The organism is Rheinheimera mesophila (assembly GCF_000986865.1).
In the GTDB taxonomy this organism is placed as follows: domain Bacteria; phylum Pseudomonadota; class Gammaproteobacteria; order Enterobacterales; family Alteromonadaceae; genus Pararheinheimera; species Pararheinheimera mesophila.
On the sequence record NZ_LAVS01000019.1, the window covers coordinates 14,128 to 37,848 of the forward strand.

Here is a 23,721-nt window from a genome sequence, read left to right on the forward strand (position 1 = left end):
GCAAAACTTTGCGGCCGAGTATACCTAGTTTGAGAAAAGAATGCAGCATTGAAGCCCTATCCGTACTATTTCGTCACTGTTTTCACAGCAAAAACAAGGTAAGATAGCGCATCAAAACGATGATCAAGCAACAAGATACGGAGCCGAACTTATGCCGCCGAAAAAGCCGTTAGTCTTACTGATATTGGACGGATGGGGATACAGAGAAGAACGTGAATCCAACGCCATTTTGCAAGCCAATACACCGGTGATGGATAAGTTATGGGCAGAGTATCCTCATACGCTGATTTCGGGCTCTGGTCTGGATGTCGGTTTGCCGGAAGGTCAGATGGGCAACTCTGAAGTAGGCCATGTCAATTTAGGCTCTGGCCGTGTGGTGTATCAGGACTTTACCCGCATTACCAAAGCCATTGCTGACGGTGATTTTTTTACCAACCCTGTGTTGGTTGAAGCGACACAAGCTGCTGTACGCCATGGCAAAGCTGTGCACTTAATGGGCTTGTTATCGCCAGGCGGTGTGCACAGTCACGAAGATCATATTATCGCGATGATTGATTTAGCCAAACAACAAGGTGCGACAGCAATTTATTTGCACGCCTTTTTGGATGGCCGCGATACCCCTCCCCGCAGTGCTGAAGCTTCATTGCAACGGGTTGAAGATCACTTTAAGGCCATAGGTGTCGGCCAGGTGGCTTCAGTCATTGGCCGTTATTATGCAATGGACCGCGATAAACGCTGGGACCGTGTGCAAGCTGCTTACGATTTATTGACTCAAGGCAAAGCTGAATTTACTGCAACTAGCGCAGTGGATGCATTAAAAGCGGCCTACAGCCGGGATGAAAATGATGAATTTGTCAAAGCCACCGCCATTAAAAATGCCGCTGGTGATGTCATTCAAATGCAGCAGGGCGATAGCCTGATTTTTATGAACTTCCGAGCCGACCGTGCCCGCCAGTTCAGCCGGGCTTTTATTGATAGCGACTTTACCGGCTTTGCCCGCGAGTATCAGCCAGAGCTGGCCAGCTTTGTGATGCTGACTGAATATGCTGCGGATATAAAAGCACCTTGTGCTTACCCGCCAGAAAGTCTGAACAACGTCTTAGGGGAATGGTTGGCCAAACACAACAAAACCCAGTTACGTATTTCCGAAACCGAAAAATATGCTCACGTCACCTTCTTTTTCAGTGGTGGCCGTGAAGAGGTCTTTGACGGTGAACAACGTATACTGGTGCCATCACCGAATGTAGCCACCTACGACTTGCAGCCGGAAATGAACTCCACCGAACTGACCAACAAACTGGTGGACGCCATTCACAGCGGCGACTTTGATGTGATCATCTGTAATTATCCAAACGGCGATATGGTGGGTCACACTGGTGTTTTGTCTGCCGCTATTAAAGCAGTGGAAGCTGTGGATCACTGTATTGGCCGGGTGGTGGAAGCCTTACAGCAGGTCGGTGGCGAATGTTTGATTACCGCCGACCATGGTAATGCTGAGCAAATGATGGATCCGGATTCTGGTCAGGCTCACACCGCCCACACCAGCGATCCTGTGCCGCTGATTTATGTTGGCCGTCCTGCCACAGTCACAGAGGGTGGTATTTTAAGTGATATAGCGCCGACTATGCTGCACTTGATGGGAATGCCTATACCTGCTGAAATGACAGGTAAAATTCTGATGAAGACACATTAATGCCGTTAAGCCGTTTGAAGTACAAAGCAAAGATGCAGCAGAGCTTAGCTCTGCTGTTCTGTTTAGGCGCAGCCTCAGTTGCAGCTCAGGATCAGAAAGAGGTGCAGCAGGAACTGTCGCAGCTCAAAGGTCAAATTCAGCAAACCGAAAAAGAACTACAACAGCAGCAAAAGGCTTTTAGTAAAGCTCAGGATTTATTGAAGTCTGCCGACCAGTCACTGGCTAAACTGGCCCGGCAAATTCGGCAAAGCAATGAAGAACTGACCAAAGTACAGCAACAACAGCAGCAACTGGAATTAGAACAGCAGCAACTGCAACAAAGTTTTGAGTTGCAAAAATCCCTGCTGGCGCAGCAGCTTAAAGGCGCTTTTATCACGGGCGAGCATGATTACACCAAGATGTTACTGAACCAGCAGGACAGCAACAAACTGGAGCGGGTACTGACGTATTACCAGTATCTGAATCAGGCGCGTATGCAGCAGATCCGCAGCATAGAACAAACGGCCGAAGCATTAAAACAAGTAGCACAGGATTTACAGAGCAAAGCAGAACAACAACAAACATTGCAGGCTCAATTGAAAGAGCAGCAGCAGGAATTGATGGAAGCCAAAACCAGTCAACTGGCTTCGGTGAAAAAGCTCAAGAGTTTTTTAACTGATCAGGAACAGCAACTGGACTATCTGAAAAAAAACGAACAAAGCCTGCAAACGACGTTAGGCAAGTTAAAAGCTGCAGCTCTGGCGGCCAAAAAACGTATTAATCTGCCGAAAACCAAAGGTAAATTACCCTGGCCTGTACAAGGCGATATTTTGCAGGGTTATGGTGAAAAACGTCTGGCAGGAGTCAGCTCGCGCGGCATCTTAATAGCAGCAGCGGAAGGTTCGAAAGTGAAAGCCGTCGCGGACGGTCAGGTGATTTATGCTGATTGGCTGAAAGGCTATGGCTGGGTCATAGTGCTGGACCACGGCAATGGTGTAATGAGCCTGTACGGCCACAACCAAACCTTATTAAAAAAACCTGGTGAAGCCGTCAACGCCAGTGAAGCTGTCGCTTTAGTCGGAGCCAGTGGTGGACAAACCCAGGCTGGCTTGTATTTTGAGATCCGGCAAAAGGGCACCGCGATAAACCCTATCACCTGGTTACAGAAACGCGCAGGATCTTAGTGAATGAAGTATGTACTGGGTTTAGCTTTTGCGCTTTGCAGTTGGTCCGCTGTTGCCGCCAAAGTTGCTATTGTGATCGATGACATAGGTTATCACCAGCTTGACTACAAGTTGCTGGAGTTGCCTTATGAACTGACCTTTGCGGTGATCCCCCACACTCCTCATAGCCATGCTGTAGCCAAAGCAGCTTACCAAAAGCGTCGGGATGTGATTTTGCATATGCCGATGGAGTCAGCCCGCCGCGCTGATTTAAGTAAAAATGCGTTAAAAGTCAGCATGAGCCGCAGCCAAATCGAGCATAAACTGCAAGCCGCTTTTGCTGATGTGCCTTACGCCATAGGTGTTAATAATCATATGGGCAGTTATTTCACAGAACAAACTGACGTGATGGACTGGACTTTAGGCTATATCGCCAAACGTCGGCTGTTTTTCCTTGATAGCAAAACCACAGCCCGTAGCCAGGCGGCGGTCTACGCTCAAAAGCATCAGATGCCCTTACTGACCCGTCAGGTGTTTCTGGATAATGATCGGTCGTATCAAGCCTTAGACCGGCAATTTAAGCTGATGATCAAGCTGGCAAAACAACATCAGTATGCGATAGCTATTGGCCACCCTTATCCAGAAACTTATGCTTATCTGAAACAACATCTGGCCAGTCTGGCGACACAGGGCATTGACGTGGTGAAGTTATCAGCATTACTGCCAGCCAACTATCCGGTGATGACCGCGGCCCAAACTGCAGATCTTCCTTTCGCTTTACCTGAGCAGGAAAAGGCAGCCATTGCACGCCAACCAGACAGGGAATCTAACCCACCCCAAACCCCGCTTAAAGAGCAGGTTTTTGTGCCTGCCATCGAAGAGCCAGCCGCCATCATCGCCATGTATAGTCAGCAATGGGACATACCGGAACTGCTGAATCCTTTGACCTTAGCCGTGATCACGCCTGCTCCGGTGCTGATACAAAAACCCTGGAGCCTGCCAGAGCCCGTTAAAAAACCAGTGACGTCTTTGCCTTTTTATCAGTTAGGCGGTAGCTTTTAACGCTCTGAGTTCGATAGATAAAAAGCAAAAAGCCCTGACAAGTCAGGGCTTTTTTCAACAACAAGTCTGGTTAAGCCGCCATTGCAGCCTGCAGTTTCTTCATTGCATTTTTCTCTAGCTGACGCACCCGCTCAGCGGACACCTGATAACGGTCAGCTAACTCTTGCAATGTCAGTTTCTGATCGTCCAACCAACGGGCGCGGATAATATCCTGGCTACGCTCATCCAGTGTGCGAACTGCTGCTTGCAGACGATCCACTGACGCATTGTCCCATTGGTCTTCTTCAATACGGTTGGCTAAATCAGAACCCTTGTCCTGCAGATAAAACACAGGTGCAGTGTAGTTGCTCTCGTCTTCATCGTCCGATGCATCAAAAGGCATATCCTGATTGCTCATCCGGGACTCCATTTCCAGCACCTCATGTACCGGAACGCCCAACGAGTCTGCTACATTTTGTACTTCTTCCTGACTGAACCAACCTAAGTGTTTTTTCGCTTTACGCAGATTAAAGAACAACTTACGTTGTGCTTTGGTGGTGGCTACTTTGACGATACGCCAGTTTTTCAGTACAAACTCATGAATTTCTGCTTTGATCCAGTGCACAGCAAAAGAGACTAAACGCACGCCGACAGAGGGGTCAAAGCGTTTTACCGCCTTCATCAGGCCAATATTGCCTTCCTGGATCAGATCACTGATTGGTAAACCATAACCTGAATAACTGCGGGCAATATGCACCACAAACCGCAGGTGAGACATAATCAGCACCCGGGCGGCTTCCAGGTCACCGTCTTGTTGTAATTTTTCAGCTAAAGAACGTTCTTCTTCGGCAGTGAGCATAGGGATAGTACTTACCGCATGAGTGTAAGCTTCAAGGCTGCCACTTCCAGCCACTGTCAGATGCATCATTTGAGAAGCCTGAGTCATGTAAATTCCCCTTATCGCTTGATTGGGCCAAATATTAGCACTCTTTCTCTGAGAGTGCTAAAAGAAATTTAGTGCTTTTAAGATCCTAATTGTATAAGCCCTGCTTTTTAATAATATCAATTCATATATATAGTGAGTTATTTCTTATATGATAAATTTAGAACTCCAGACCATAGATTAATGAAAAAAATAAAAATCAGCTAAGGCCTCATTTATGTACTGCTATGTTGCTCGCCAGCCTATTTTTGACCGCCAGAAAGCCGTAACAGGCTATGAACTGCTGTTTCGGGATGGCGTGGATAACTGTTTTCCCAATGTGGATGCCGATGAAGCCACCTCAAAGCTGATCACTCAGCACCATTTGTTATTGGGGGTGGAGAAAATCACCGGAGGCAAACAAGCTTTTATCAATTTTTCAGCCGACACCTTGATCCATCACTTCCCCACTTCTATCGACCCAAAGAGTATGGTGATCGAAATTCTTGAAACTGTACCTATCAGTGATGAACTGCTGACAGCCTGTAAAGAGTTACACAAAATGGGCTATCGGCTGGCGTTGGACGACCATGACTTTGACGCCAAGTGGGATGTGTTTTTACCTTATGTCAGTATTATTAAAGTAGATGTGCGGATGTTTAATATGCTGCAAATCAGCAAATATCTGCGCCGCATCGCCAAATACCCTGTCACTTTACTGGCGGAAAAAGTAGAAACTGCCGATGAGTACGAGCAACTGAAACAACTGGGCTTTGATTTATATCAGGGCTATTTTTTTGCCCGGCCTGAAATGCTGAAACACAAACAACTGGGAAGCAACAAACTGAACTTGCTGGCACTGATCAGTGAATCCAGCAAAGTCAGGCTGGATTTTGACGGTCTGGCTGCCATCGTTGAACGTGATTTGGACATGTCCTATAAGTTACTGCGTTTTATTAACAGCGCTAATTTTGCCCGCAAGCAGTGTATCGGCTCGCTGAAACACGCGATGGTTTATATGGGCGAAGCCGAGCTGAAGAAGTTTATTTCCCTGCTGGCATTGGCGAATCTGGCAGAAGGTCAGTCCGATGAGTTGCTGGTCATGTCACTGATCCGGGCCCGCTTTTGTGATCGTCTGGCCAATATCCGCGGAGATACCGAAAACCCTCCGGCCGCCTTTTTAACAGGTTTATTTTCCTTGGTGGACGCGTTGCTGGAACAACCTCTGCAAGAATTGTTAGCACAGTTACCTTTGCTGCCGTCCATCAAAGCGGCACTGCTGGAGAATAAAGGCATACTGGCCGATTATCTGGCGGTAGAGCGCACTTTTGAACAGGGGTTGTGGCAACAACAAACTGAACTATCGTCCCGCATGGTGCCTGATACGGTCGACTTAAACCTGGTGTACTTTGAAGCGGTGGAATGGGGGCAACGTTTGCTGACAGTGCAGCAACATTAACCCCCTGTTGGCTAAGGTTAAATACCTGTCGCTTCGATCTGGCTGATAGTGCGATGCACCGCCAGAAAGGAGCCAACAAACCCCAGAGCAACAGCAACCAGCAATAGATAGCCTAACTCGGCCAGACTCAGAGGTTGTAGGGCAATACTGCTGTCATACAACTGAGTCACGCTGGCAATGCCCTGTTTTAACCACCACAACAGTACTTCTTCAATTAAAAACGTCAGAATGCCACCAAAAAAACCCAGCCAAATGCCAGTGTATAAAAAAGGCCGTTGAATATAACTGTTGGTGGCTCCCACCAGTTTCATCACTTCAATTTCGTCTTTCTTATTCAGAACCATTAACCGGATAGTATTCCCCACCACCAGCAGCACTGCCACCATCAACAGCAAAGCCACGGCAATAGCCACCTGACGTACCAGGCTGACAATAGCATCCAAACGTTCCAGCCAGCCGATATCCAGTTTTGCCAGCTCAACATAACGCTCTTGCTGCAGCGTGCTTAACAAAGCGGAGGCGGCCACACTGGAGGTATTTTTTGGCGTCACCAGCATCACATGAGGTAACGGATTATCTTCGATATAACTTAACGCATCGCCAAAACCAGATTCAGCAGTAAACTCGGCCAAGGCCTGACTTTTATCAATAAACTGCACATCTGCCACTTCAGGGTTCGCCTGCAGCAGAGCTATCAGCTCAGCAATCTGCGTTTCGTTGGTATCGGCTTTTAAAAACAAACTGATCTGCGCCGCCTGATCGACACTGCTGCTGACCTGTTGCAGGTTTTTCACCATTAAATGCAAAGTCACAGGCAAAGTTAAACTGACCCCAATCACAGCGACTGTGAGTAAAGACGACGCCGGGGTCAACCAGATTTCGCCCAAACTGGTCAAGGCCTGACGCAGATGGTGCACCCAAAACATCACAAACCTGTGCCACAGACTTTGTTTTACCGCAGTAGCTCCTGTGGCCCGGCCCTGAAACAAGATACTCATTCGTCGGCTCCGTAGGAAGTTAAGCCATCGTTGATCATACGGCCATTTTTAAGGGTCAAAGTGCGGTAGCGCATCCGCGCAAGCAGGCTTAAATCATGACTGGCAATCAGTACAGAAACCCCCACCTGATTAAAGGCTTCGAACACATTCATAATGTCTTTGGATAAATCCGGGTCCAGATTACCAGTGGGCTCATCGGCCAGCAGTAAAGGTGGGCGATTGACCACGGCACGGGCTATACCGACCCGTTGTTGCTCACCGCCAGATAACATATGAGGCAGACAACGTACTTTATCCAAAAGCCCGACTTTATCTAAAGCGGCGTGCACTCTTTTGGTCATGTCTTTGCCGCTGAAGCCTTCAATCACCAGAGGCAAAGCGACGTTATCAAAGACACTGTGGTTCATCAATAGCTTGTGATTCTGGAAAATCATACCGATATCCCGCCGTACATAAGGCACCTGGCCTTTACTGACACGACTTAAATCCACACCATTGATAAAGACTTTGCCCGTAGTCGGGCGCTCTATCAGGCTGATCAGCTTTAACAAGGTACTTTTACCGGCACCGGAGTGGCCTGTTAAAAAAGCCATTTCACCTTTTTCCAGGTGAAAACTGACCCGGTCGAGCGCAACAAAACCACCGCTGTAACTTTTTGTGACCTGCTCAAAACGCAACATAATCAGAGATCCCTGGCAAACAATGCCTTAATAAAATCTTTACTGTCAAAAACCCGTAAATCGTCGATCCCCTCACCCACCCCAATGTAGCGGATAGGTAATTTAAACTGGTCAGCGATGGCGAAGATCACCCCGCCTTTGGCTGTACCATCCAGCTTGGTTAAGCTAATACCAGTAATATCCACCGCTTCTTTAAACAGGCGCGCTTGGCTTAATGCATTCTGACCTGTACCAGCATCCAGTGTCAGCATCACTTCATGGGGGGCACTGCCATCGATTTTTTTCAGCACCCGGACTATTTTCTTCAACTCTTCCATTAAATGCGCTTTGTTTTGCAGGCGACCCGCAGTATCCGCAATCAATACATCCACGCCACGGGCTTTAGCCGCCTGATAGGCATCAAAAATCACAGACGCACTGTCGGCACCACTGTGCTGCGCGATCACTGGAATAGCATTACGTTCACCCCACACTTGCAACTGCTCGACAGCCGCAGCTCTGAAGGTATCACCTGCAGCCAACATCACCGACTTGCCCTGTTGTTTAAACTGCTGCGCCATTTTGCCGATAGTGGTGGTTTTACCTACGCCATTGACTCCGACCATCAGAATCACAAAAGGACCATCCGCACCTTTGAGCTGCAGAGGTTGCTCCACCTCATCCAGCAGTACAGCCATTTCTTGCTGCAATTTGTCATAAAGAGCATCGGCATCTTTTAACTCTTTACGATGCGCATGCTGCACCAGTTGCTTAATCAATTTCTGACTGGTGTCTACCCCAACGTCGGCCATTAATAACTGAGTTTCTAATTCTTCGTATAAATCCTCGTCAATTTTTTTACCCAAAAACAGACTGGCTAAACCGTTACCTAAATTCTGACTGGTTTTGGTTAAACCTTGTTTTAAGCGGGCGAAAAAACCAGGACGTTCTGCAGGTTGTGGCTGTAAATCGACAACAGGCTCGACCATAGCCGTTGCACTGCTAACCTCAGGCTGTAAATCGACAGCAGTCTTTGTCTGCGCTGTTTGTGCAGGCTCGATTGTCTGCGCTTCAGACGACTGTTCTGTCTGCGGGATCTGCTGTTCTGCCTGCGTATCAGCAGTTTCAGCCTCTGTTTTTTTACCAAAACCAAGCCAGGAGAAGAGTTTATTTTGCTTTGTCATAAAGGTCGCTGCCAGAAGATCCGAAAACTAAGGTAAAATTGAGCCCTATAGTATCATCTTTAAGATGCAGGACAAAAATACTCAATGAAAACAGCAAAGGGCCGCAGTACAGCGCCAGCACATCAGGGGCCAGGTTTTGTCAGGCTGATCAGTGGCAAATGGAAAGGCCGGCGTTTACCTGTGCTGGATGCTGCAGGTTTAAGACCCACCTCAGACAGAGTCAAAGAAACTTTATTTAACTGGCTGATGCAGGATGTCGCTGGCAGCACAGTACTGGACTGTTTTGCTGGTAGCGGCAGTCTGGGGTTAGAAGCTTTGTCACGTTATGCCGATTTTGTCTTATTGCTGGAAAAAGAAGCCAAAGCCGCCACTTTGCTGAAGCAACACCTGAAAAGTCTTGGCACTGAGCAGGCTGAAGTTTTGCAGACAGACAGCTTATTGTGGCTACAAAAACCAGCACAGCGTCAGTTTGATCTGGTGTTTATTGATCCGCCTTTCCGGCAAAATATGGCGCTGCCTTGCTGTAACGCTTTAGCAGAATATGGCTGGCTCAAACCAGGGGCGCTGATTTATCTGGAAACAGAAAAAGAACTGGCTCTGGATCAGTTGCCTGCTGACTGGCTGTTACTGAAAGAAAAAGTGGCAGGCCAATTGGCTTACAGGCTCTGGCAACAACCTTAAACCCGAACAGGTAAAACAGTCGAAAATATGCTCCTGCATTTTCGACATACCGTCCCTCCATGGACATAAAAAAGGCGCCATCAGGCGCCTTTTTAAGCAAAAATTCGATTAGCTTGCGCTACGGGCTTTAATAGCTTCCAGTATTGGAGAAGCGGCAAAACCATTGCTGGTTGCCCACTCCAGATCACCTGATTTAGCAACCTGGCTGCCTGGTAACTGCTTGATGATAAACTCAGCGGTGTCCGCTGCGTTGTGTTTGATCGCATGACGGACTAAAGGTAAACCATCACAGGTAATGCCATCGTAAACGTTTTTTAAACGCATGCGGTTGTCAGACAAAGCTTTGCGCAGGTCGTTTTTGTTGTTATCAGCCACGTATGCGCAAATAGATTGCACCATCTGATCGTTTGCAGAAGCAATTGGTGCAACGAACTGAACAGCAGCAATGGCGATTAAAGCAACAAATTTAAATTTCATAACAAGCTCCGGTGTTGGCTAACATTGATCCGCAGATCAGGCTGATTGGTCTGTAAAACACAGGCTGAAACTTCAATAACAAGCTGTGGCTTGTTATTTATCAGCGAACACGAAAGGAGGAGCTTTGATACCAGCGTACTGGCGTAGATGCGTCCTACGTAATCGTCAGATTACGGCAGCCCAGCTATCATAGGTTTCCCCTTAGATCTGAAGCTTTGCGTGTACTCCCTTTCAGGAGACTTGCCTTTCGAGCGCGCGCATTTTAAGCAGTGAGTTGGCATTATGCAAGCATAATTTGCTGGCGCGCTGATAAAGTTAAAGTATTGACTCTAAAAGGACTATTGGTTCAGACAGCAAGACTTTTAGCCGTCTGTTTTTTGAGTTTCAGGAACAAGCTCCATCCCCAGATTGCTCAAACCTTGCTCACGAACCCAAGCCTTTAGCATGTGCACTTGTTCACGCTGAAAACCGTCGGTTAACGGAGTGACTAACTCGATCAGTTCTGACAGACAGTCCATCTCATACTCCATCAATTCATGATCGCGCACCCACTTCTTCAGTTCAGCCTCAGTGGTGATCTCAATATCTTCCGCCTGATACTCAATTAAACGTGCCACTGAAGCCTGAGATATTTTGGCGACATTAATAAACTCACTGGCGTCTTGCGACAAAATGCCGTTGAGCATAGAATCCAGAGCTGTCGCAGTATCAATAGCCGGATACACGCCAAACATGTCAAACTGACTTTGATCCGGCGTAGCCAGCTCTAGCTCATTGCATAAACGCTCAAAGTTAATCTTCACCTTTTTGACAAACAACCACTCCCACACCAGATTGAGAATATCGCGGCATAACTTCGCATCACCAAAACCTGTGACTTCGCTAAACAGTTGATAATTCGGCAGCATACGCTCTAACAAAGTCGCTGCTATAGCAGCTTGCTGATAAAATCCCAGTTCACGCATCTTCTGGAAGTTATTTGCTTTTTGTTTCATCTTCTATCCATTCTGGCAGGGCGGCTGTGGCTGCGCATCATACACAAGCACAAGCAGACCGCAAATACTGTTATTTTTATTCAGTCTACTATCGACACAACACTAATGCGAATATGATCAGAACCTTAGTCTGTCTTTCTTCCGTGTAAATACAGGTGATTTTATGTCAATGACCATGACCACCCCCGCGTTATTATTTCCAGCTATCTCTTTACTGCTTTTGGCCTATACCAACAGATTTCTGGTTTTGGCTCAGTTGATCCGCCAACTGAATACCCGTGAGGGCGGCCAAGTGCGGGATATGGCGAAACGGCAGATTGAGAATTTACGGCAACGCATGTTTTTAATACGGTCGATGCAGCGCTGGGGCGTGATCAGTTTTGTGCTGTGCACCTTGTCGATGTTTTTTCTGTTTATGCAATGGGGTCTGGCTGGTCAAATCGCTTTTGGCGCCAGCCTGGCCAGTCTGATGCTGAGTTTGCTGGTCTCTTTGTATGAAATTCAGATTTCCTGTAACGCGATCAAGATAGAACTGGAAAGTATGGAGCAAGAGCAGGCTTAACCTGCTCTAAGCTCTGCCAGTTGTTGCTCAAGAGCAGAGCAATCGGCTTTGTTGTCCTGTTGCTGAATCGATAAAATAATTTCACCGACCGGCAAGCCAAACTTATACAACTTAGACTGGTTCATCAGTTGTTTGGGCGTGACCAGATACAGCCAGTCTTCCACTTTCACTTCAATCACACCGTCACCATCAGGGATTTGCAATACATATTCCCAGTACAAGGTGTTACCCGCCTGCTGCCCGGTAGCCTGCCCTGTCACATCTGCGGCAGACCCTGTGACTTTGCCTGTTTCGTCCAAGGCCAATTGCCAGATACGCTGCTCTACCCGGCCATCGCTGAAGTGAAACAACTCAAATAAAGTGCCTTCATTACCTTGCCAGCGGCCGCAAAGCTGAACTTCAAACCGGACACTCTGTTTTCCTTGCCAGTTCTTGACCACGCCATACGCATTGAGTGAACCATTGAAATAATCAGGCAAGTTAAATACCGGAGTTTGTTGTGAATAGTCCTGAACCTGATGGCTGCAGCCCCACAGCAACAGCGGCGCAAACAAAGCAATAAAACGCATAACAGAAACTCCTTGAATGATATGAAGTAGTGATACGCATCGTTGGGGATTCTGGCTCAGTCCTCTACCAAAGCAAAACAACAATAAAAAGTGGCTCCCTGCCCTTCGACTGATTCAAAGCCGATCGAACCCTTCATGCCCTGAACCAATTCTTTTGAGATTGCCAGGCCAAGACCTGTGCCACCTGTTTGTCGGGTGTCCGAGGCATCCGCTTGTGAGAATCGCTGAAAAATGCGCTCACGGAATTTTTCAGGTATACCAGGCCCTTGGTCTGATACGGCGATACGTACCAATTTTTCGTTCAGGCTCAGCTCTACCTGCACTGTCGCCGCTGTGGGAGAAAACTTAATCGCATTACTCAGAAAATTAGACAGCACCTGGATCAATCGTTTGGCATCGACTTTGATGCAGGCATCACTGATGTGGCTTTGAATCGTCAACTGAATATGCCGTTCTTGCGCCATCGGCTTATTGGCGTCTACGGCTTGCTGCACTAAAGGCAATACCAGTTCAGTTTTTAAATCAAACTGCATTTTGCCTGCGGCTATTTTTTCAATATCCAGTAAATCATTGATCAGTAAAGTTAAGCGTTGGCAGTTTTTATAGGCAATACCGATCAGACTCCTGATCTTTTCCGGCATATCGCCCATCACTCCCCCATGCAACAAGCCCAAAGCGCCGGTAATTGAAGTCAGAGGCGTGCGCAGCTCATGACTAACGGTCGAGACAAATTCATTCTTCAGACGTTCAATCCGTTTTCGATCGCTGATATCCCGCACTGTACAAATGTAAATCAACCGCCCTTGCCTGCGAACCACAGAGAGAGCCATTTCCATCGCAAAAATGCTGCCATCCGCCCTGAGCCCTTCCAGTTCACGGTTGCATCCCAATACAGGCTTCACACCAGGTGTAGGCAGATAAGCCTGCTGAGAGTCCTGATGCTGCCGCAGCACAGCAGGCAACAAGTTTGTTGCATAATGCCCAAGTAAATCTTCAGCCTTGCAACGGAACAATGCCTGGGCTGCCGGGTTCATACTGGCGATTCGACCGTTTTCGTCAATGGTAATAATACCGTCGACCACATTGTTTAATACCGTTTGTGTGTGCTGCGCATATTCTTTACTGACTTGCTCCGCATCTTTACGTTGCGACACGGACAAGGTTTGCGCCATAACGGCGGCGATAGCGCTGGCAAAAGCTTCTTCATCGGAGTGCCATTGCCTTTTCGGCCCTATATGTTCCAGACACAACACGCCTACTACTTTGCCAGCAATAATGATACCGGCATCGAGCATGGAGCTGATCCCCAGGGGTTTAAGATAACCTTCGGCAAATTCACGGGTTGCCGGATCCTGAACTGCATCATTGGCGCAAATCCAGCCACGCGAGGCCACCGCAGCAAAATACTCGGGATAGTCCGCTTGTCTTAACAGGAGTTGACCTGAATGTTGCTGCCCTTCGCTTTGTTGCAAAGCCAGGCAAAACATCTCATCTCCCTGCTCCGACAACATCCAGATACTGACCCTGCTGCAAAGAATGGCGGCAGAGGTGGCACGAACCAGATTCGTGGCAAACGCCAGGCAGTCACCATTGGCGACCGCTTCATCCATCACAAGTTGAGTTAAGGTGGCACGCTGCCGTGCTGTCCTGCTCTGACTGTCTTTTTCCTCAGATTCAGCCGTTTTTCTGCTGCTGATGTCCAGACAAATCACCACAAAACCCGACAGTTGATTTTGCTCACTGCAGACGGCATCACACTCCAGGCTAAGCCAACAGGGCTGAGCCTGCGCATTCAGACAAAACACTTCTTCGGAAAATCCTGCGCCGAGGCTCAAGGCCTGCTGGATCCGTTCCAGTACTGAGCTATCCATTTTTTGGTTCGCGAACACCTGAGTCATGGCTTTGCCATGAAGGTAAACTGCACTGCACCCAGATAAACGTTCAAATGCCGGATTAACCCACTCGATCCGTCCCTGAGTGTCTGTGACCAGAACACCATTACTGGTCCGGCTCACCACCAAAGATAATCTGTCCAGTGAGGCTGTGCCCTGCTCTACTTTTTTCTCCAGTTGCGCAAAAGCATCGCTGAGCCTTTTTGCCATCAGGTCAAATGAACGGATCAAACCATTGAGTTCAAAGACCGGAGTCTGACGAAGCAGCGTCTGAGTTTTTTCACCACAAGCTAACTGATCGGCACTCTGATGTAAGGCTTCTATCGGCTGCACCAATTTACGACTTAACACAAAAATTAATAAGGCCCCACCCAACAGTGCCAGTAAAATTAACCAAAGCGCCTGCAATGAACTTTCAGCCACAAACCCCATCAGTTGCTGCTGCGGTAACACCACAGCGATACGAAGTTTCAAGCCCTGAGAGTCGTTAAACTCGTTAAAATTCAACAAGTAATATTGGCCATCCAGCTCAAACTCTGACTGACCAGCGGCGTGCTGTTGTTGACGTAACACCCTGGCCGCCCTTTGCAACAGCGGGTGTTCACTGTGGCTGGCCTTCACCTGAGCACTGGTTAACCCCTTTTCAGTTAACAAAGCCGCCTTCACCGAGGAAGCGACCAGGTACTCTTGCGGATCCGTGATAAAAATAAAGCCACCCTCTACCGACTGAGTCTGCAGATACAGCTCAAGATGCTGCAAACTCATATCTGCAGCCACAACAGCCTGCAACTGACCCGTTTTGTCAAAAACCGGGGCAGCCAGACCAACGCCTAAACCGTCGAACGACTGATATTTATAAATGGGGTACCAACTGGGTTTCCCTTGCTGCACGGCATGCTGAAACCAACTGCGGGTTCTGGCATCGTATGGCTGGCCCTGCTCCAGAGCAGCCCCGGCTAAACCTGAGTTCTGCAGTGCATAGCGGACTCGGACTAAATTCGACTGCATGGAGCTCAGTAAAGTTAACTGACCATCGCTAATGTTCCGGTTCACTCCCAGATAACGGCCATCGGCAAATCCCACTGAAGCATAGGTCAGGTAAGGCGCCTGGCGAATTTGTACCGTCAGATAGCGTGTTAAATCATGCCCGGACTGCAGATCCAATATGCCGCTGTCTATCGATTGCAAAGTCGAATCCAGTACAGTTTTAGGGACATTTAACAGGTAATACAGATGAGAGTTAATGCGCAAGCTGATTTGATCCGCCAGTCTCTGGCCGTAATGCAGAGCTGCTTGCTGTCCGTTGATGTATGAAATGATGGCGACCAAGCTCGCCGTAAGGATAAACAGCAGCAACACAGGAACTGTAAAAAACATCCGCAGGGATATGCCATAGCGTGGCGCGCCGTCTGACCTCATAACAATAAAAAGCTCCGGACTGTCCTGGTTACCCCTCCCAGTATAGCGGCGATATCAATACTTACTCTGTCTTAAATCAGTTACTTAACGAATTTGATCTGCCAAGGGCGATGTTAATGGATCAGGCCAAGCTCCAGAGCCAGCAACACAGCTCTGGTCCTGTCCCGCACTCCTAATTTCGCCAGGATGCTGGAGATTTGATTTTTTATCGTGCCTTCTGATTTATACAGTGCGCTGGCGATTTCTTTATTGGCATAGCCGGATGCCATCAGTTGCAAAATTTGTAGCTCTTTTTCAGATAAGGCTTCAATAGTAGCAGGACGGGGGAAATGGCTCACCGGGCTCAAACCAGACAACAAACGTTCTGTAATACTGCTCTGAAAACAGGTACCACCTTGCTGCAGAGTTTGAATGGCAGCGACTAAGCTTTCCAGCGATACATCTTTGAGTAAATACCCTTTGGCACCGAGCTGAATACTTTTTAACACCAGATCATGTTCTTCAAAAGTGGTCAGGATCAGCACGGGCGTCTTCAGTTGCTGCTGCTTTAATAACTCCAGTGTGGCCACTCCATCGACTTTAGGCATGCACAAGTCGAGTAAAATCACATCAGGTTGATGTTGTTGCACCAGTTCCACCACAGTAGAGCCGTCCTGAGCTTCGGCCACCACTTCAATCAAACCTGACAACTGCAATAAACTTTTAATGCCCTGACGGATCAGCATTTGATCGTCAACCAGCATAACTCGTAGCGTCATAGTGCTAATCCTGCAGGTAAAGTTACCCGTAACTGAAAATGGCCATCTTCGACCTGCCACTCCAATGCGCCTGCACAAGAGACCACGCGCTCTCTCATGCCTGTTAAGCCATTGCCGGGTTTCCAATCTGGCGCTACTTTGCCATTATCCGACATCACTAACTCCACGGCCTGCACAGCAGGGGTTACTGATAAATAAAACTCTGTGGCCTGGCTATGTCTTAAGGTATTAGTTAAGGCTTCCCGAACTATTAACAACAACTGCTGCGCCACTTTGACATCTGCAAGTTCGACATCCGCAGGGCAATCCCAACGCACAGTCACTCCGGGTACATCGGTCAACAACTTGTCCAGCGCCTGATAAACAGAAAACTGCTGCTGTTGCCTCAGGGCGCTGACCGCTTCTCTGACGTCAGACAACAGCAATTTAGCAATCTGATGACATTGATCCACTTTGGCCTTCGCTTCGCCTTCGGTTAAATGCCCCGCGACCTGCAAATTAATAGTTAAGGCCGTCAAATGATGACCTAATACATCATGTAAATCCCGGGCAATACGACTGCGCTCCTGCTGTTGTGATGCCATCATCAACAAATCCTGAGTCGCCAGTAAATGCTGATGGGTTTGCTGTAATTCCTGTTTGGCTTTTTGTTCAGAGCGGGCCTGATTGGTCATCAAAAGGGCAAAAAAATGAAAGCTGCTGTACAACAGCCCGGTGATCCACATAGAACGTTGCTCGAGCACCGAATCCACCCCAAACCAAAGTCCTAACACAGCAACAGCGACAAGTACCGCGGTTCTCATTGGCAGCAGATAAGGTAAAATCGACACCCAGATAATGTTTAAGATCGCCAGATAGTCCAGCGGCAATATCCAGTTCAACGCCAGAGCAGATAACAACTGCAGCACATAACAACCGAGGGCAAGCCGGGGTAAAGCCCCGATCCGCTCATCACTGCGGGTTACCCAATAAAAACAAGCCCCATTGAGCAGAAACAGCGGAATAACCCAGGGCCACAAAGACCAAAGTGCGTCCCGACTCCACATCAGGGATAGCGTCAGCACAAAGACCAGAAACCAAGTCAGTAATCCGGCCAATACATCCCATGCTATTGAATTCTTTAGTCTCATGTCGTTGAACGGCCTGAAGCATCCTGTTTTTAGTATGCCTGATTTCAGGTCTGGCTCAATAGGCCAAAAGTCACAGTACAACATCCTTACTTCCGGCACCTGTGTGCTGCGACCAAACACTCTAGGCTGTATGCATCTGCCAAAGGGAGAACCATGATGGTGATAATCCATAGTCTGTTATTAAAATTACATATCCTGGCCGGGGTGGTTGCACTGCTGCTGTTCTGGCTGCCAATGTTCAGCCGTAAAGGTAGCGTATTGCATCGCCGCTCAGGCCGTTATTATGCGTATCTAATGAAAGCTGTGGCCTTGAGTGGTCTGGTGATGACTACTCTGGTTTGGTTTGATCCTGTTGAAATTAAAGGCGCAGGTTTAATGGTTGATGGCCAAATCCCGCAGCGTAAATTCGACTTCTTGCTGCTGATGAATCTGTTTTTATTTTTACTCAGTCTGCTGACCTGGGTCACTATCCGTCATGCGACCGGCAGCCTTTTGTGTAAACAAAACCGCGAGCCATTAAAACACTGGAGTTATCAGGCGCCGGTCTGGTTACTGCTCTTGGTGGCACCTTATGCCGCCTGGCAGGGATGGCAGTTTACTATGCCACTGGTGATGGTGTTTGCCGGGATCTCTTTAGTCACCTGCATTAGCATTCTGAGTTACTTGCATACCAAAACAGTCACCGCCAATCGCTGGTTGATAGAGCACGCCAGTGCCATGATTGGGTCTGGCATAGCCGCCTACACCGCATTTTTTGCCTTTGGCGGCCGCGCTTTATTTGCTGAGTTCTTAACAGGCCATTGGATCATGTTGCCCTGGTTATTACCCAGTTTGATAGGTGTGCCTGTCACATTCTGGTTTAAGCGCCGTTTATCTTCACCGCAGAACCAATCAGCCATCTGAACACCGGGGGAATTTCATAAAAATTCCCCTTTAAATTTAATGATTTAAAAATATTTCAGAAAAATTCCTGCTTTTTTGTCAAATCAGGCAAACTATTTTCCATGCCGGTACGACTTATCATCAATATAACTTCATCACAGATCAAAAGTGTTTAAACGCAGCGACGAGAGCTTAATAGAAAAAGCCATAGGCGGCGATGCCAAAGCCTGGCAGCAATTGGTGTCGAGATATCAGGCACCCCTGTATTATTTTGGCCTGCGTTTATTGGGCTCGCCCGACGACGCCCGCGATTTATTGCAGGATGTCTTGATCGTCTTGTGCCGAAATCTGGCGCAATACAGAGGTGACAGTTCCTTTAAAAGCTGGTTGTTTGGCATAGCCAACTACAGAGCCATGGATATGCTCAGAAAGCGTAAAACGACCACCGAGTTTACCGAGGAGCATGACTTTTATGATGATGAAGCACCCAGTTTTGAACAACAGTTGTATGGCCAACAGACACAGCGACTGGTGCAGCAGCAATTGCGTTGCTTGCCGCCGGAACAACGTTTGGTGGTCGAGCTGAGGTTTTATCAGCAATTTACTTTTGATGAAATTGCCGATCAGTTGGCGCTGTCGAGCAATACCATCAAATCCAGATTTTACGCGGCCTTAGATAAACTGCGCACGCAGTTGGAGTTAGCAGATGTCGAACAGTCAGCAAATTTTTGAAGCCTGGCTGGCCGGAAAAATCACGGCCAGCGAATGCGAACAGCAACTGGACCCACAAAGCGAATGGCTTGAGCGTTTTCATACAGCACAGATGTTACAGCGTCAGGCCAAAGCGCCCTTTTACGCCCCAGTGCCGGAAATCGACACTATGCCGATGTTTAGCCAGCAGTGGCAGCGTCCGGCCAAAAGCAACAACTGGTGGCCTAAATTAAGCGTGGCATTTTCAGTGCTGGCGCTGGTGGTCAGCTTATCTCCGCTGGAGCTGCAAATGCAGGACAGTGGCCTGACGTTAAGCTGGCGTGGCGGACAACAAATGCAGCAGCAACAACTGGAAACCTTATTGGCCAGCTATCGTAAAGAGCAGCAGGATTACATTCAGACCCAGTTGCAGAACAGCCAACAGCAGCAGGCCTCACAGCTCATTTTGCTAAAAGATTACTTAACCGAACAACAAACCAAAGAAAGACGTACCGACATGCTGGAACTGGTGGAATACCTCAATCAGCAACGTCAGTCTGACTGGCACTACTGGCAGGAAAATTATCAGCCCAGTCAGGCCAGACTCGAGCTTGGCACGTCACCGAATACTCAGAACAGATAACCCAGTGGAGTCACCGTATGATAAAGACATTCAGTAAAGTCTCTTTAGTCGCAGGCCTGGTCATCGCAAGCCATAGTTTCGCCGCCACCGAAGTGAATGCCAAACTCGGCCAAAATTTGAAAATTATGCAGGATATACTGCAAAGTTCGTTAGGGGGAGAAAACCACTCTGTGGTTGGCCGTATTCAACATAGCTATTTGTACGGACAGGGCGCCGCCTTTCGGATGGACAGCAACAGCGGCTGGTTCCGTCACTTTGTCATGCCGCCAATGCCACCGACAGCACCTGTTGCACCGGGTGCTGCGGCCGCAGTTTCAGCCAATGTAGCACATGCGATCAGTATTTCGGAAAACGGCAACAGCTTTAGCTTTAATTTTGATGAAGAGGCCGTAGAAGCCATGGTGGAATCGGCTGAAGCCTGGGCAGAACAAATCCAGGATCAGAATGAAAAACTGCGCGACTTACGGGAAGAACGCCGGGATATAGAGCGGGATTTGCGCGATTATGAACGGGAAAAACGGGATATCGAATTCTCGGCGAAAGTCAGCAAACTTGATGCTGAACAGCAAAAGAAACTGAAAGAAATTAACCAGAAGTCCGAGCAATTAAAAACAAAGTTAGCGGATTTACAAAAAACACTGTCCGCAGAAGAAGCTGTCTACAACAAACAAAAGGCAGAGCAGGAAAAACTGGCGAAACAGCGCCAGACTGAACTGGTGGCCAAGGTAGGCCAGGTATTCAGCACAACCTTATGTGATTACGGCGCCAGTTTAAGAGACTTAAAAGAGCAGGAATTTGTCTCTTTCCAACTGAGCTTGTCGGGCCGTGACAGCGCCAAAGATCACTATTGGGTGATTAAAAAGTCTGATATTAATCAGTGTGTCACCGGCAAAATTGATGCGCCCGCGCTGCTGAAAAAAGCCAGTTACTATCAGTATTAATGACGATTTACGCAAGACAACACAGCCCCACCTTCTGTGTTGTCTTGACAGCAGTTGAGCTTCTGACGTACAAAGCCGCCATTGACCTCCTAATCAAGCGGATCAGTTCTGATGCCTTATCAATGGCCAACCTTAACAAACTGGCTGGAACAGATAGCCCAACCTTTTTATCAGCAGGGTTATGTGATACTGGAGCAGGCTATCCCGGCCGATTTATGTTGGGCTTTGTATCAGGATGTGCAACACCAACAGCTCACTGCAGCCGGAGTTGGACGCCAGGGCCAGCACCAGCTCAATCAGCAGGTAAGACGCGATCACACCGCCTGGCTGAACCAGAACAACCCGGTGCAGCAGCAGTATTTACAGCAGATGGCCCAACTGCAACAGGATATGAATCGACGCTGTTTTTTAGGACTGATCGATTTCGAAGCGCACTACGCCCGCTACCAGCAAGGTGACTTTTATCAGAAACATCTGGACGCTTTTGTTGGCCGCTCGAACCGGGTGCTCTCTACTGTGTGTTATTTAAATACCCTAGAGCAAGGGGGCGAACTCCTGATTTATAACGAGCAGGACCAGTTGATAAGCCGGGTCCAGCCGAATGCCGGTACTTTAGTGATTTTTGAAAGTTGCCGTTTTCCGCATGAAGTATTACCTGCCACCACAACCCGCTACAGCATAGCCGGCTGGTTCAGACAGAACAGCAGCATTCAGGGCAGAATTGATCCGCCACAGTAAGAAAAAACTCTCGCACTGCGCGCTGCTTCAAGGCAAGATAGTAAGAAAAATCGGGAATAACACCTGTGTCTCTATCGTCGCCTTTTCCATCAATAGCAGCATCACTGACTCGTCTGTCGTTCTGGCGGAAACTGCACAAATACCTGGGTTGGATTTTGTTACTGCAACTACTTTGCTGGTTTGGCAGTGGTCTGGTGATGAGTCTGTTGCCTATTAGTGAAGTGCGCGGTGAACATCTGCGCCAAGCCCTGCCCCTGCCCGATTGGACTCAGGCCATTTCTCCCGCCGCTTTGGCCCAACAGCACCCGCAGCATCAGCTCAAACTCAGCCAACAAGGCTCAACCCCTGTGTATCAATTCAGCAGCGGTGAGGAGCAACTGTATTACTCCGCCCTGACCGCAGAGGCCTTGCCGCCTCTCACCCAAGCCCAGATAAAAACATTGGCGCAGCGACAGTATCAGGGCAGCACTGAAATCCAACAGATACAGCGTCTGCAACAGGTACCTTTTGAAGTCAGACACCTGGCAGCACCTTTATGGCAAGTGCAGTTTGCCGATGCAGCAGGCAGCAGCTTTTATCTGGAAGAGTACACCGGCAAAGTGTTGTCGGTACGCACCAACAACTGGCGTCTGTTCGACTTTGTCTGGATGTTACATATTATGGATTATCAGGACAGGGAAGATTTTAATCACCCGCTATTAATCGTCTTTTCCGCTACAGCATTATTTTTTACCTTGACCGGCGCCTTATTACTGCCATGGCATCGTAAGAAATCAGCGCTCTACAATAAAGACAAACCTATACCGGCAAATAGCAGCAAACCACTGTAATGGTTATTTAAAAAAGCCTGAAAACACCCGGCTCTGCCCTGAGTTTTTGCTTGCCAGTGCTGATGGATAAAACTCAGCAGCACCAGCAGCAAGGCGGCATAGAAAAATACCCCCAGGCTGTTTTGGTGCCCTACCCAGGCCATCAAGCTTAAAAATACCAATTGCAGAGCAGCAATCACAGGATGGCAATAACGGCCAAACAATAAAGCCGTAGATTTGACACCGATCTTCCGATCATCCTCTCTGTCCACCATAGCGTAAAAAGTGTCGTAAGCCACAGTCCAGGCTAAATTCGCCAGATACAAAGCCCACACCCACAAAGGCACAGAGCCGGTCACCGCCATCGCAGCCATAGGAATACCCCAACTGTAGGCGGCGCCCAACACAAATTGGGGCAGGTAGGTAAAGCGCTTCATAAAAGGATAAAGAGTGGCCAGCAGCACCGCCACGAAAGACAGTAACTGGGTGGCAGGATTCAAAAACAACAACAGAGTGGCACTACAACCCAGTAACAGCACAAAAAGCTGCAAGGCTTCACCGCTACTGACCAATCCCGCAGCCAGAGGCCGGGCTTTAGTCCGTTCAACATGACCATCAAAATTGCGATCAGCATAGTCGTTGATCACACAACCGGCCGAGCGCATCAGCACCACACCAGCACTGAATACCATAAGCAAAGTCAAATCAGGCAGGCCAGACGACACCAGCCATAATGCCCACCAGGTTGGCCAGAGCAGCAAATAAATACCTATCGGCCTGTCCAGACGCATCAGTTGCCGGTAATAAGGCCATTGCCGCCACTCTAACTGCCATCTCATAGTTCAAGCACTCCGGGTAAAAAGATTTCCTGGACCAGCAGAGGCTGCTGTTGCACTGAGAACACTGAGCGCCTGGCCCAGAGCTCCTGTTGCTCACCCAGTACGGGTAACAGTAAACCCGCCTGCAGCAAAGCCACTTCGATCACACCACGCTCCAGACTGTCATGCTGAAAAATGTATTCACCTAAAGGCTGTGCGCCTAAACGGGCCAAAGGTTCCATCTGCTGCAGAGTTGACTCTGGTAACCAGCTTTGTGCATAAATACAGGCTTTGGCGTCGCACCAAAGGATCACATCCCGTTTTAAGCCCTGACGCTGTTGCCATTGCTGTTGCAACAGCGCTGGCAAGCTTTGCCAGTGTTCAGTCACCAGCTCCAGTCTGAACGTCTGGCAATGCTGTTTGAGCAAAGCGGTCAATGAGCCCTGACTCAATAGCCAGGGTGCTAGCTTCGTGGGTAATGGCTGCGAATGCACGCTTTGCCACAAAGCATCGAGTTGAAAAAGACTGTCTGTGCTGTGCATAAAATTAAACTGCAACCAAGTTGCGGCGCATCATAACAATTTTGTCATCGTATTGGTATGTAATGCCTTTGGCCTAA

At 48.3% G+C, this 23,721-nt stretch carries 24 protein-coding genes and 1 riboswitch; of the genes, 12 read left to right on the forward strand and 12 right to left on the reverse strand.

Going from position 1 to position 23,721, the window contains the following annotated elements; all coding sequences use genetic code 11:
* Nucleotides 1–151: 151 nt before the first annotated feature.
* Genes gpmM through SD53_RS08790 form a run of 3 tightly spaced genes read left to right on the forward strand, consistent with a single transcriptional unit; the run spans nt 152 to nt 3,897 of the window.
* Nucleotides 152–1,693, forward strand: a complete 1,542-nt coding sequence (gpmM, locus tag SD53_RS08780; RefSeq protein ID WP_046519859.1) for a 2,3-bisphosphoglycerate-independent phosphoglycerate mutase — start codon at nt 152–154, stop codon at nt 1,691–1,693.
* Nucleotides 1,693–2,856 carry a murein hydrolase activator EnvC family protein gene (locus SD53_RS08785; protein ID WP_241481778.1) on the forward strand — a complete coding sequence of 388 codons (1,164 nt, stop codon included), beginning with the start codon at nt 1,693–1,695 and terminating at the stop codon, nt 2,854–2,856. The genes gpmM and SD53_RS08785 overlap by 1 nt, the downstream gene beginning before the upstream one ends.
* 3 nt (nt 2,857–2,859) lie before the next feature.
* The gene (locus tag SD53_RS08790; protein ID WP_068226359.1) at nt 2,860–3,897 is read left to right on the forward strand and encodes a divergent polysaccharide deacetylase family protein; all 1,038 of its coding nucleotides are present in this window, start codon (nt 2,860–2,862) and stop codon (nt 3,895–3,897) included.
* Between the two features lie 70 nt (nt 3,898–3,967).
* Here the strand turns inward: SD53_RS08790 and rpoH are convergent, their stop codons facing one another.
* Nucleotides 3,968–4,822, reverse strand: a complete 855-nt coding sequence (gene rpoH, locus SD53_RS08795) for an RNA polymerase sigma factor RpoH (protein ID WP_046519860.1) — start codon at nt 4,820–4,822, stop codon at nt 3,968–3,970.
* Nucleotides 4,823–5,036: 214 nt separating this feature from the next.
* On the opposite strand from rpoH, the gene SD53_RS08800 reads away from it, so the two are divergent.
* The gene (locus tag SD53_RS08800) at nt 5,037–6,257 is read left to right on the forward strand and encodes an EAL and HDOD domain-containing protein (protein ID WP_046519861.1); all 1,221 of its coding nucleotides are present in this window, start codon (nt 5,037–5,039) and stop codon (nt 6,255–6,257) included.
* A 17-nt stretch (nt 6,258–6,274) separates the two neighbouring features.
* Here SD53_RS08800 and ftsX read toward each other — a convergent pair whose 3' ends face one another.
* Genes ftsX through ftsY form a run of 3 tightly spaced genes read right to left on the reverse strand, consistent with a single transcriptional unit; the run spans nt 6,275 to nt 9,098 of the window.
* Entirely contained in the window at nt 6,275–7,255 is a 981-nt protein-coding gene (gene ftsX, locus SD53_RS08805; RefSeq protein ID WP_046519862.1) for a permease-like cell division protein FtsX, read from the reverse strand.
* Nucleotides 7,252–7,935 carry a cell division ATP-binding protein FtsE gene (ftsE, locus tag SD53_RS08810; protein WP_046519863.1) on the reverse strand — a complete coding sequence of 228 codons (684 nt, stop codon included), beginning with the start codon at nt 7,933–7,935 and terminating at the stop codon, nt 7,252–7,254. The genes ftsX and ftsE overlap by 4 nt, the downstream gene beginning before the upstream one ends.
* A 2-nt stretch (nt 7,936–7,937) precedes the next feature.
* Nucleotides 7,938–9,098 carry a signal recognition particle-docking protein FtsY gene (ftsY, locus tag SD53_RS08815; protein ID WP_082101832.1) on the reverse strand — a complete coding sequence of 387 codons (1,161 nt, stop codon included), beginning with the start codon at nt 9,096–9,098 and terminating at the stop codon, nt 7,938–7,940.
* Nucleotides 9,099–9,182: 84 nt separating this feature from the next.
* On the opposite strand from ftsY, the gene rsmD reads away from it, so the two are divergent.
* Nucleotides 9,183–9,779: a 16S rRNA (guanine(966)-N(2))-methyltransferase RsmD gene (gene rsmD, locus SD53_RS08820; protein WP_046519864.1), complete on the forward strand. Its 597-nt coding sequence runs from the start codon at nt 9,183–9,185 to the stop codon at nt 9,777–9,779.
* 108 nt (nt 9,780–9,887) lie between these two features.
* Here rsmD and SD53_RS08825 read toward each other — a convergent pair whose 3' ends face one another.
* The gene (locus SD53_RS08825; RefSeq protein ID WP_046519865.1) at nt 9,888–10,256 is read right to left on the reverse strand and encodes a DUF3718 domain-containing protein; all 369 of its coding nucleotides are present in this window, start codon (nt 10,254–10,256) and stop codon (nt 9,888–9,890) included.
* 171 nt (nt 10,257–10,427) lie between these two features.
* A riboswitch (cyclic di-GMP riboswitch) is annotated at nt 10,428–10,511 on the reverse strand.
* 107 nt (nt 10,512–10,618) lie between these two features.
* Nucleotides 10,619–11,251 carry a YjaG family protein gene (locus tag SD53_RS08830; protein ID WP_046519866.1) on the reverse strand — a complete coding sequence of 211 codons (633 nt, stop codon included), beginning with the start codon at nt 11,249–11,251 and terminating at the stop codon, nt 10,619–10,621.
* A gap of 163 nt (nt 11,252–11,414) precedes the next feature.
* On the opposite strand from SD53_RS08830, the gene SD53_RS08835 reads away from it, so the two are divergent.
* Complete coding sequence (locus SD53_RS08835) at nt 11,415–11,813, forward strand: DUF2721 domain-containing protein (protein ID WP_206539921.1); 399 nt, start codon at nt 11,415–11,417, stop codon at nt 11,811–11,813.
* Here SD53_RS08835 and SD53_RS08840 read toward each other — a convergent pair.
* The 4 genes from SD53_RS08840 to SD53_RS08855 form a co-directional block, all read right to left on the reverse strand.
* A complete protein-coding gene (locus SD53_RS08840) occupies nt 11,810–12,382 on the reverse strand; it encodes a DUF3833 domain-containing protein (protein ID WP_046519868.1) in 573 nt (190 codons plus the stop codon). The two genes, SD53_RS08835 and SD53_RS08840, sit on opposite strands and share 4 nt — an antisense overlap.
* 56 nt (nt 12,383–12,438) lie before the next feature.
* Nucleotides 12,439–15,693: a PAS domain S-box protein gene (locus SD53_RS08845; RefSeq protein ID WP_082101833.1), complete on the reverse strand. Its 3,255-nt coding sequence runs from the start codon at nt 15,691–15,693 to the stop codon at nt 12,439–12,441.
* Nucleotides 15,694–15,806: 113 nt separating this feature from the next.
* Nucleotides 15,807–16,451, reverse strand: coding sequence for a response regulator (locus SD53_RS08850; protein ID WP_046519870.1), 645 nt, complete (start codon nt 16,449–16,451; stop codon nt 15,807–15,809).
* Nucleotides 16,448–17,581: a sensor histidine kinase gene (locus tag SD53_RS08855; protein ID WP_046519871.1), complete on the reverse strand. Its 1,134-nt coding sequence runs from the start codon at nt 17,579–17,581 to the stop codon at nt 16,448–16,450. Before SD53_RS08855 ends, SD53_RS08850 begins: the two co-directional genes overlap by 4 nt.
* Before the next feature lie 153 nt (nt 17,582–17,734).
* Here SD53_RS08855 and SD53_RS08860 point away from each other — a divergent pair, with 153 nt between their 5' ends.
* The 6 genes from SD53_RS08860 (at nt 17,735) to SD53_RS08885 (ending at nt 22,305) form a co-directional block, all read left to right on the forward strand.
* The gene (locus tag SD53_RS08860; RefSeq protein ID WP_052749319.1) at nt 17,735–18,484 is read left to right on the forward strand and encodes a DUF2306 domain-containing protein; all 750 of its coding nucleotides are present in this window, start codon (nt 17,735–17,737) and stop codon (nt 18,482–18,484) included.
* Between the two features lie 147 nt (nt 18,485–18,631).
* Nucleotides 18,632–19,195, forward strand: a complete 564-nt coding sequence (locus SD53_RS08865; RefSeq protein ID WP_046519872.1) for an RNA polymerase sigma factor — start codon at nt 18,632–18,634, stop codon at nt 19,193–19,195.
* Nucleotides 19,170–19,796 carry a hypothetical protein gene (locus SD53_RS08870; RefSeq protein WP_046519873.1) on the forward strand — a complete coding sequence of 209 codons (627 nt, stop codon included), beginning with the start codon at nt 19,170–19,172 and terminating at the stop codon, nt 19,794–19,796. The genes SD53_RS08865 and SD53_RS08870 overlap by 26 nt, the downstream gene beginning before the upstream one ends.
* Nucleotides 19,797–19,813: 17 nt before the next feature.
* The gene (locus SD53_RS08875; protein ID WP_046519874.1) at nt 19,814–20,737 is read left to right on the forward strand and encodes a hypothetical protein; all 924 of its coding nucleotides are present in this window, start codon (nt 19,814–19,816) and stop codon (nt 20,735–20,737) included.
* Nucleotides 20,738–20,848: 111 nt separating this feature from the next.
* Entirely contained in the window at nt 20,849–21,475 is a 627-nt protein-coding gene (locus tag SD53_RS08880) for a 2OG-Fe(II) oxygenase (protein ID WP_046519875.1), read from the forward strand.
* Nucleotides 21,476–21,540: 65 nt separating this feature from the next.
* The gene (locus SD53_RS08885) at nt 21,541–22,305 is read left to right on the forward strand and encodes a PepSY domain-containing protein (protein WP_241481779.1); all 765 of its coding nucleotides are present in this window, start codon (nt 21,541–21,543) and stop codon (nt 22,303–22,305) included.
* Here the strand turns inward: SD53_RS08885 and ubiA are convergent.
* Both ubiA and SD53_RS08895 read right to left on the reverse strand, forming a co-directional pair.
* Nucleotides 22,257–23,123 carry a 4-hydroxybenzoate octaprenyltransferase gene (ubiA, locus tag SD53_RS08890; RefSeq protein WP_046519876.1) on the reverse strand — a complete coding sequence of 289 codons (867 nt, stop codon included), beginning with the start codon at nt 23,121–23,123 and terminating at the stop codon, nt 22,257–22,259. The genes SD53_RS08885 and ubiA overlap by 49 nt on opposite strands.
* On the reverse strand, nt 23,120–23,644 hold the full coding sequence (locus SD53_RS08895) for a chorismate--pyruvate lyase family protein (protein ID WP_068226363.1): 525 nt from the start codon (nt 23,642–23,644) through the stop codon (nt 23,120–23,122). The genes ubiA and SD53_RS08895 overlap by 4 nt, the downstream gene beginning before the upstream one ends.
* Between the last annotated feature and the right edge of the window lie 77 nt (nt 23,645–23,721).

Coding starts and splice junctions, on each gene's coding strand:
- gpmM (WP_046519859.1), top strand. CDS start 152: ATGCCGCCGAAAAAGCCGTTAGTCTTACTGATATTGGACGGATGGGGA.
- SD53_RS08785 (WP_241481778.1), top strand. CDS start 1,693: ATGCCGTTAAGCCGTTTGAAGTACAAAGCAAAGATGCAGCAGAGCTTA.
- SD53_RS08790 (WP_068226359.1), top strand. CDS start 2,860: ATGAAGTATGTACTGGGTTTAGCTTTTGCGCTTTGCAGTTGGTCCGCT.
- rpoH (WP_046519860.1), bottom strand. CDS start 4,822: ATGACTCAGGCTTCTCAAATGATGCATCTGACAGTGGCTGGAAGTGGC.
- SD53_RS08800 (WP_046519861.1), top strand. CDS start 5,037: ATGTACTGCTATGTTGCTCGCCAGCCTATTTTTGACCGCCAGAAAGCC.
- ftsX (WP_046519862.1), bottom strand. CDS start 7,255: ATGAGTATCTTGTTTCAGGGCCGGGCCACAGGAGCTACTGCGGTAAAA.
- ftsE (WP_046519863.1), bottom strand. CDS start 7,935: ATGTTGCGTTTTGAGCAGGTCACAAAAAGTTACAGCGGTGGTTTTGTT.
- ftsY (WP_082101832.1), bottom strand. CDS start 9,098: ATGACAAAGCAAAATAAACTCTTCTCCTGGCTTGGTTTTGGTAAAAAA.
- rsmD (WP_046519864.1), top strand. CDS start 9,183: ATGAAAACAGCAAAGGGCCGCAGTACAGCGCCAGCACATCAGGGGCCA.
- SD53_RS08825 (WP_046519865.1), bottom strand. CDS start 10,256: ATGAAATTTAAATTTGTTGCTTTAATCGCCATTGCTGCTGTTCAGTTC.
- SD53_RS08830 (WP_046519866.1), bottom strand. CDS start 11,251: ATGAAACAAAAAGCAAATAACTTCCAGAAGATGCGTGAACTGGGATTT.
- SD53_RS08835 (WP_206539921.1), top strand. CDS start 11,415: ATGTCAATGACCATGACCACCCCCGCGTTATTATTTCCAGCTATCTCT.
- SD53_RS08840 (WP_046519868.1), bottom strand. CDS start 12,382: ATGCGTTTTATTGCTTTGTTTGCGCCGCTGTTGCTGTGGGGCTGCAGC.
- SD53_RS08845 (WP_082101833.1), bottom strand. CDS start 15,693: ATGAGGTCAGACGGCGCGCCACGCTATGGCATATCCCTGCGGATGTTT.
- SD53_RS08850 (WP_046519870.1), bottom strand. CDS start 16,451: ATGACGCTACGAGTTATGCTGGTTGACGATCAAATGCTGATCCGTCAG.
- SD53_RS08855 (WP_046519871.1), bottom strand. CDS start 17,581: ATGAGACTAAAGAATTCAATAGCATGGGATGTATTGGCCGGATTACTG.
- SD53_RS08860 (WP_052749319.1), top strand. CDS start 17,735: ATGATGGTGATAATCCATAGTCTGTTATTAAAATTACATATCCTGGCC.
- SD53_RS08870 (WP_046519873.1), top strand. CDS start 19,170: ATGTCGAACAGTCAGCAAATTTTTGAAGCCTGGCTGGCCGGAAAAATC.
- SD53_RS08875 (WP_046519874.1), top strand. CDS start 19,814: ATGATAAAGACATTCAGTAAAGTCTCTTTAGTCGCAGGCCTGGTCATC.
- SD53_RS08880 (WP_046519875.1), top strand. CDS start 20,849: ATGCCTTATCAATGGCCAACCTTAACAAACTGGCTGGAACAGATAGCC.
- ubiA (WP_046519876.1), bottom strand. CDS start 23,123: ATGAGATGGCAGTTAGAGTGGCGGCAATGGCCTTATTACCGGCAACTG.
- SD53_RS08895 (WP_068226363.1), bottom strand. CDS start 23,644: ATGCACAGCACAGACAGTCTTTTTCAACTCGATGCTTTGTGGCAAAGC.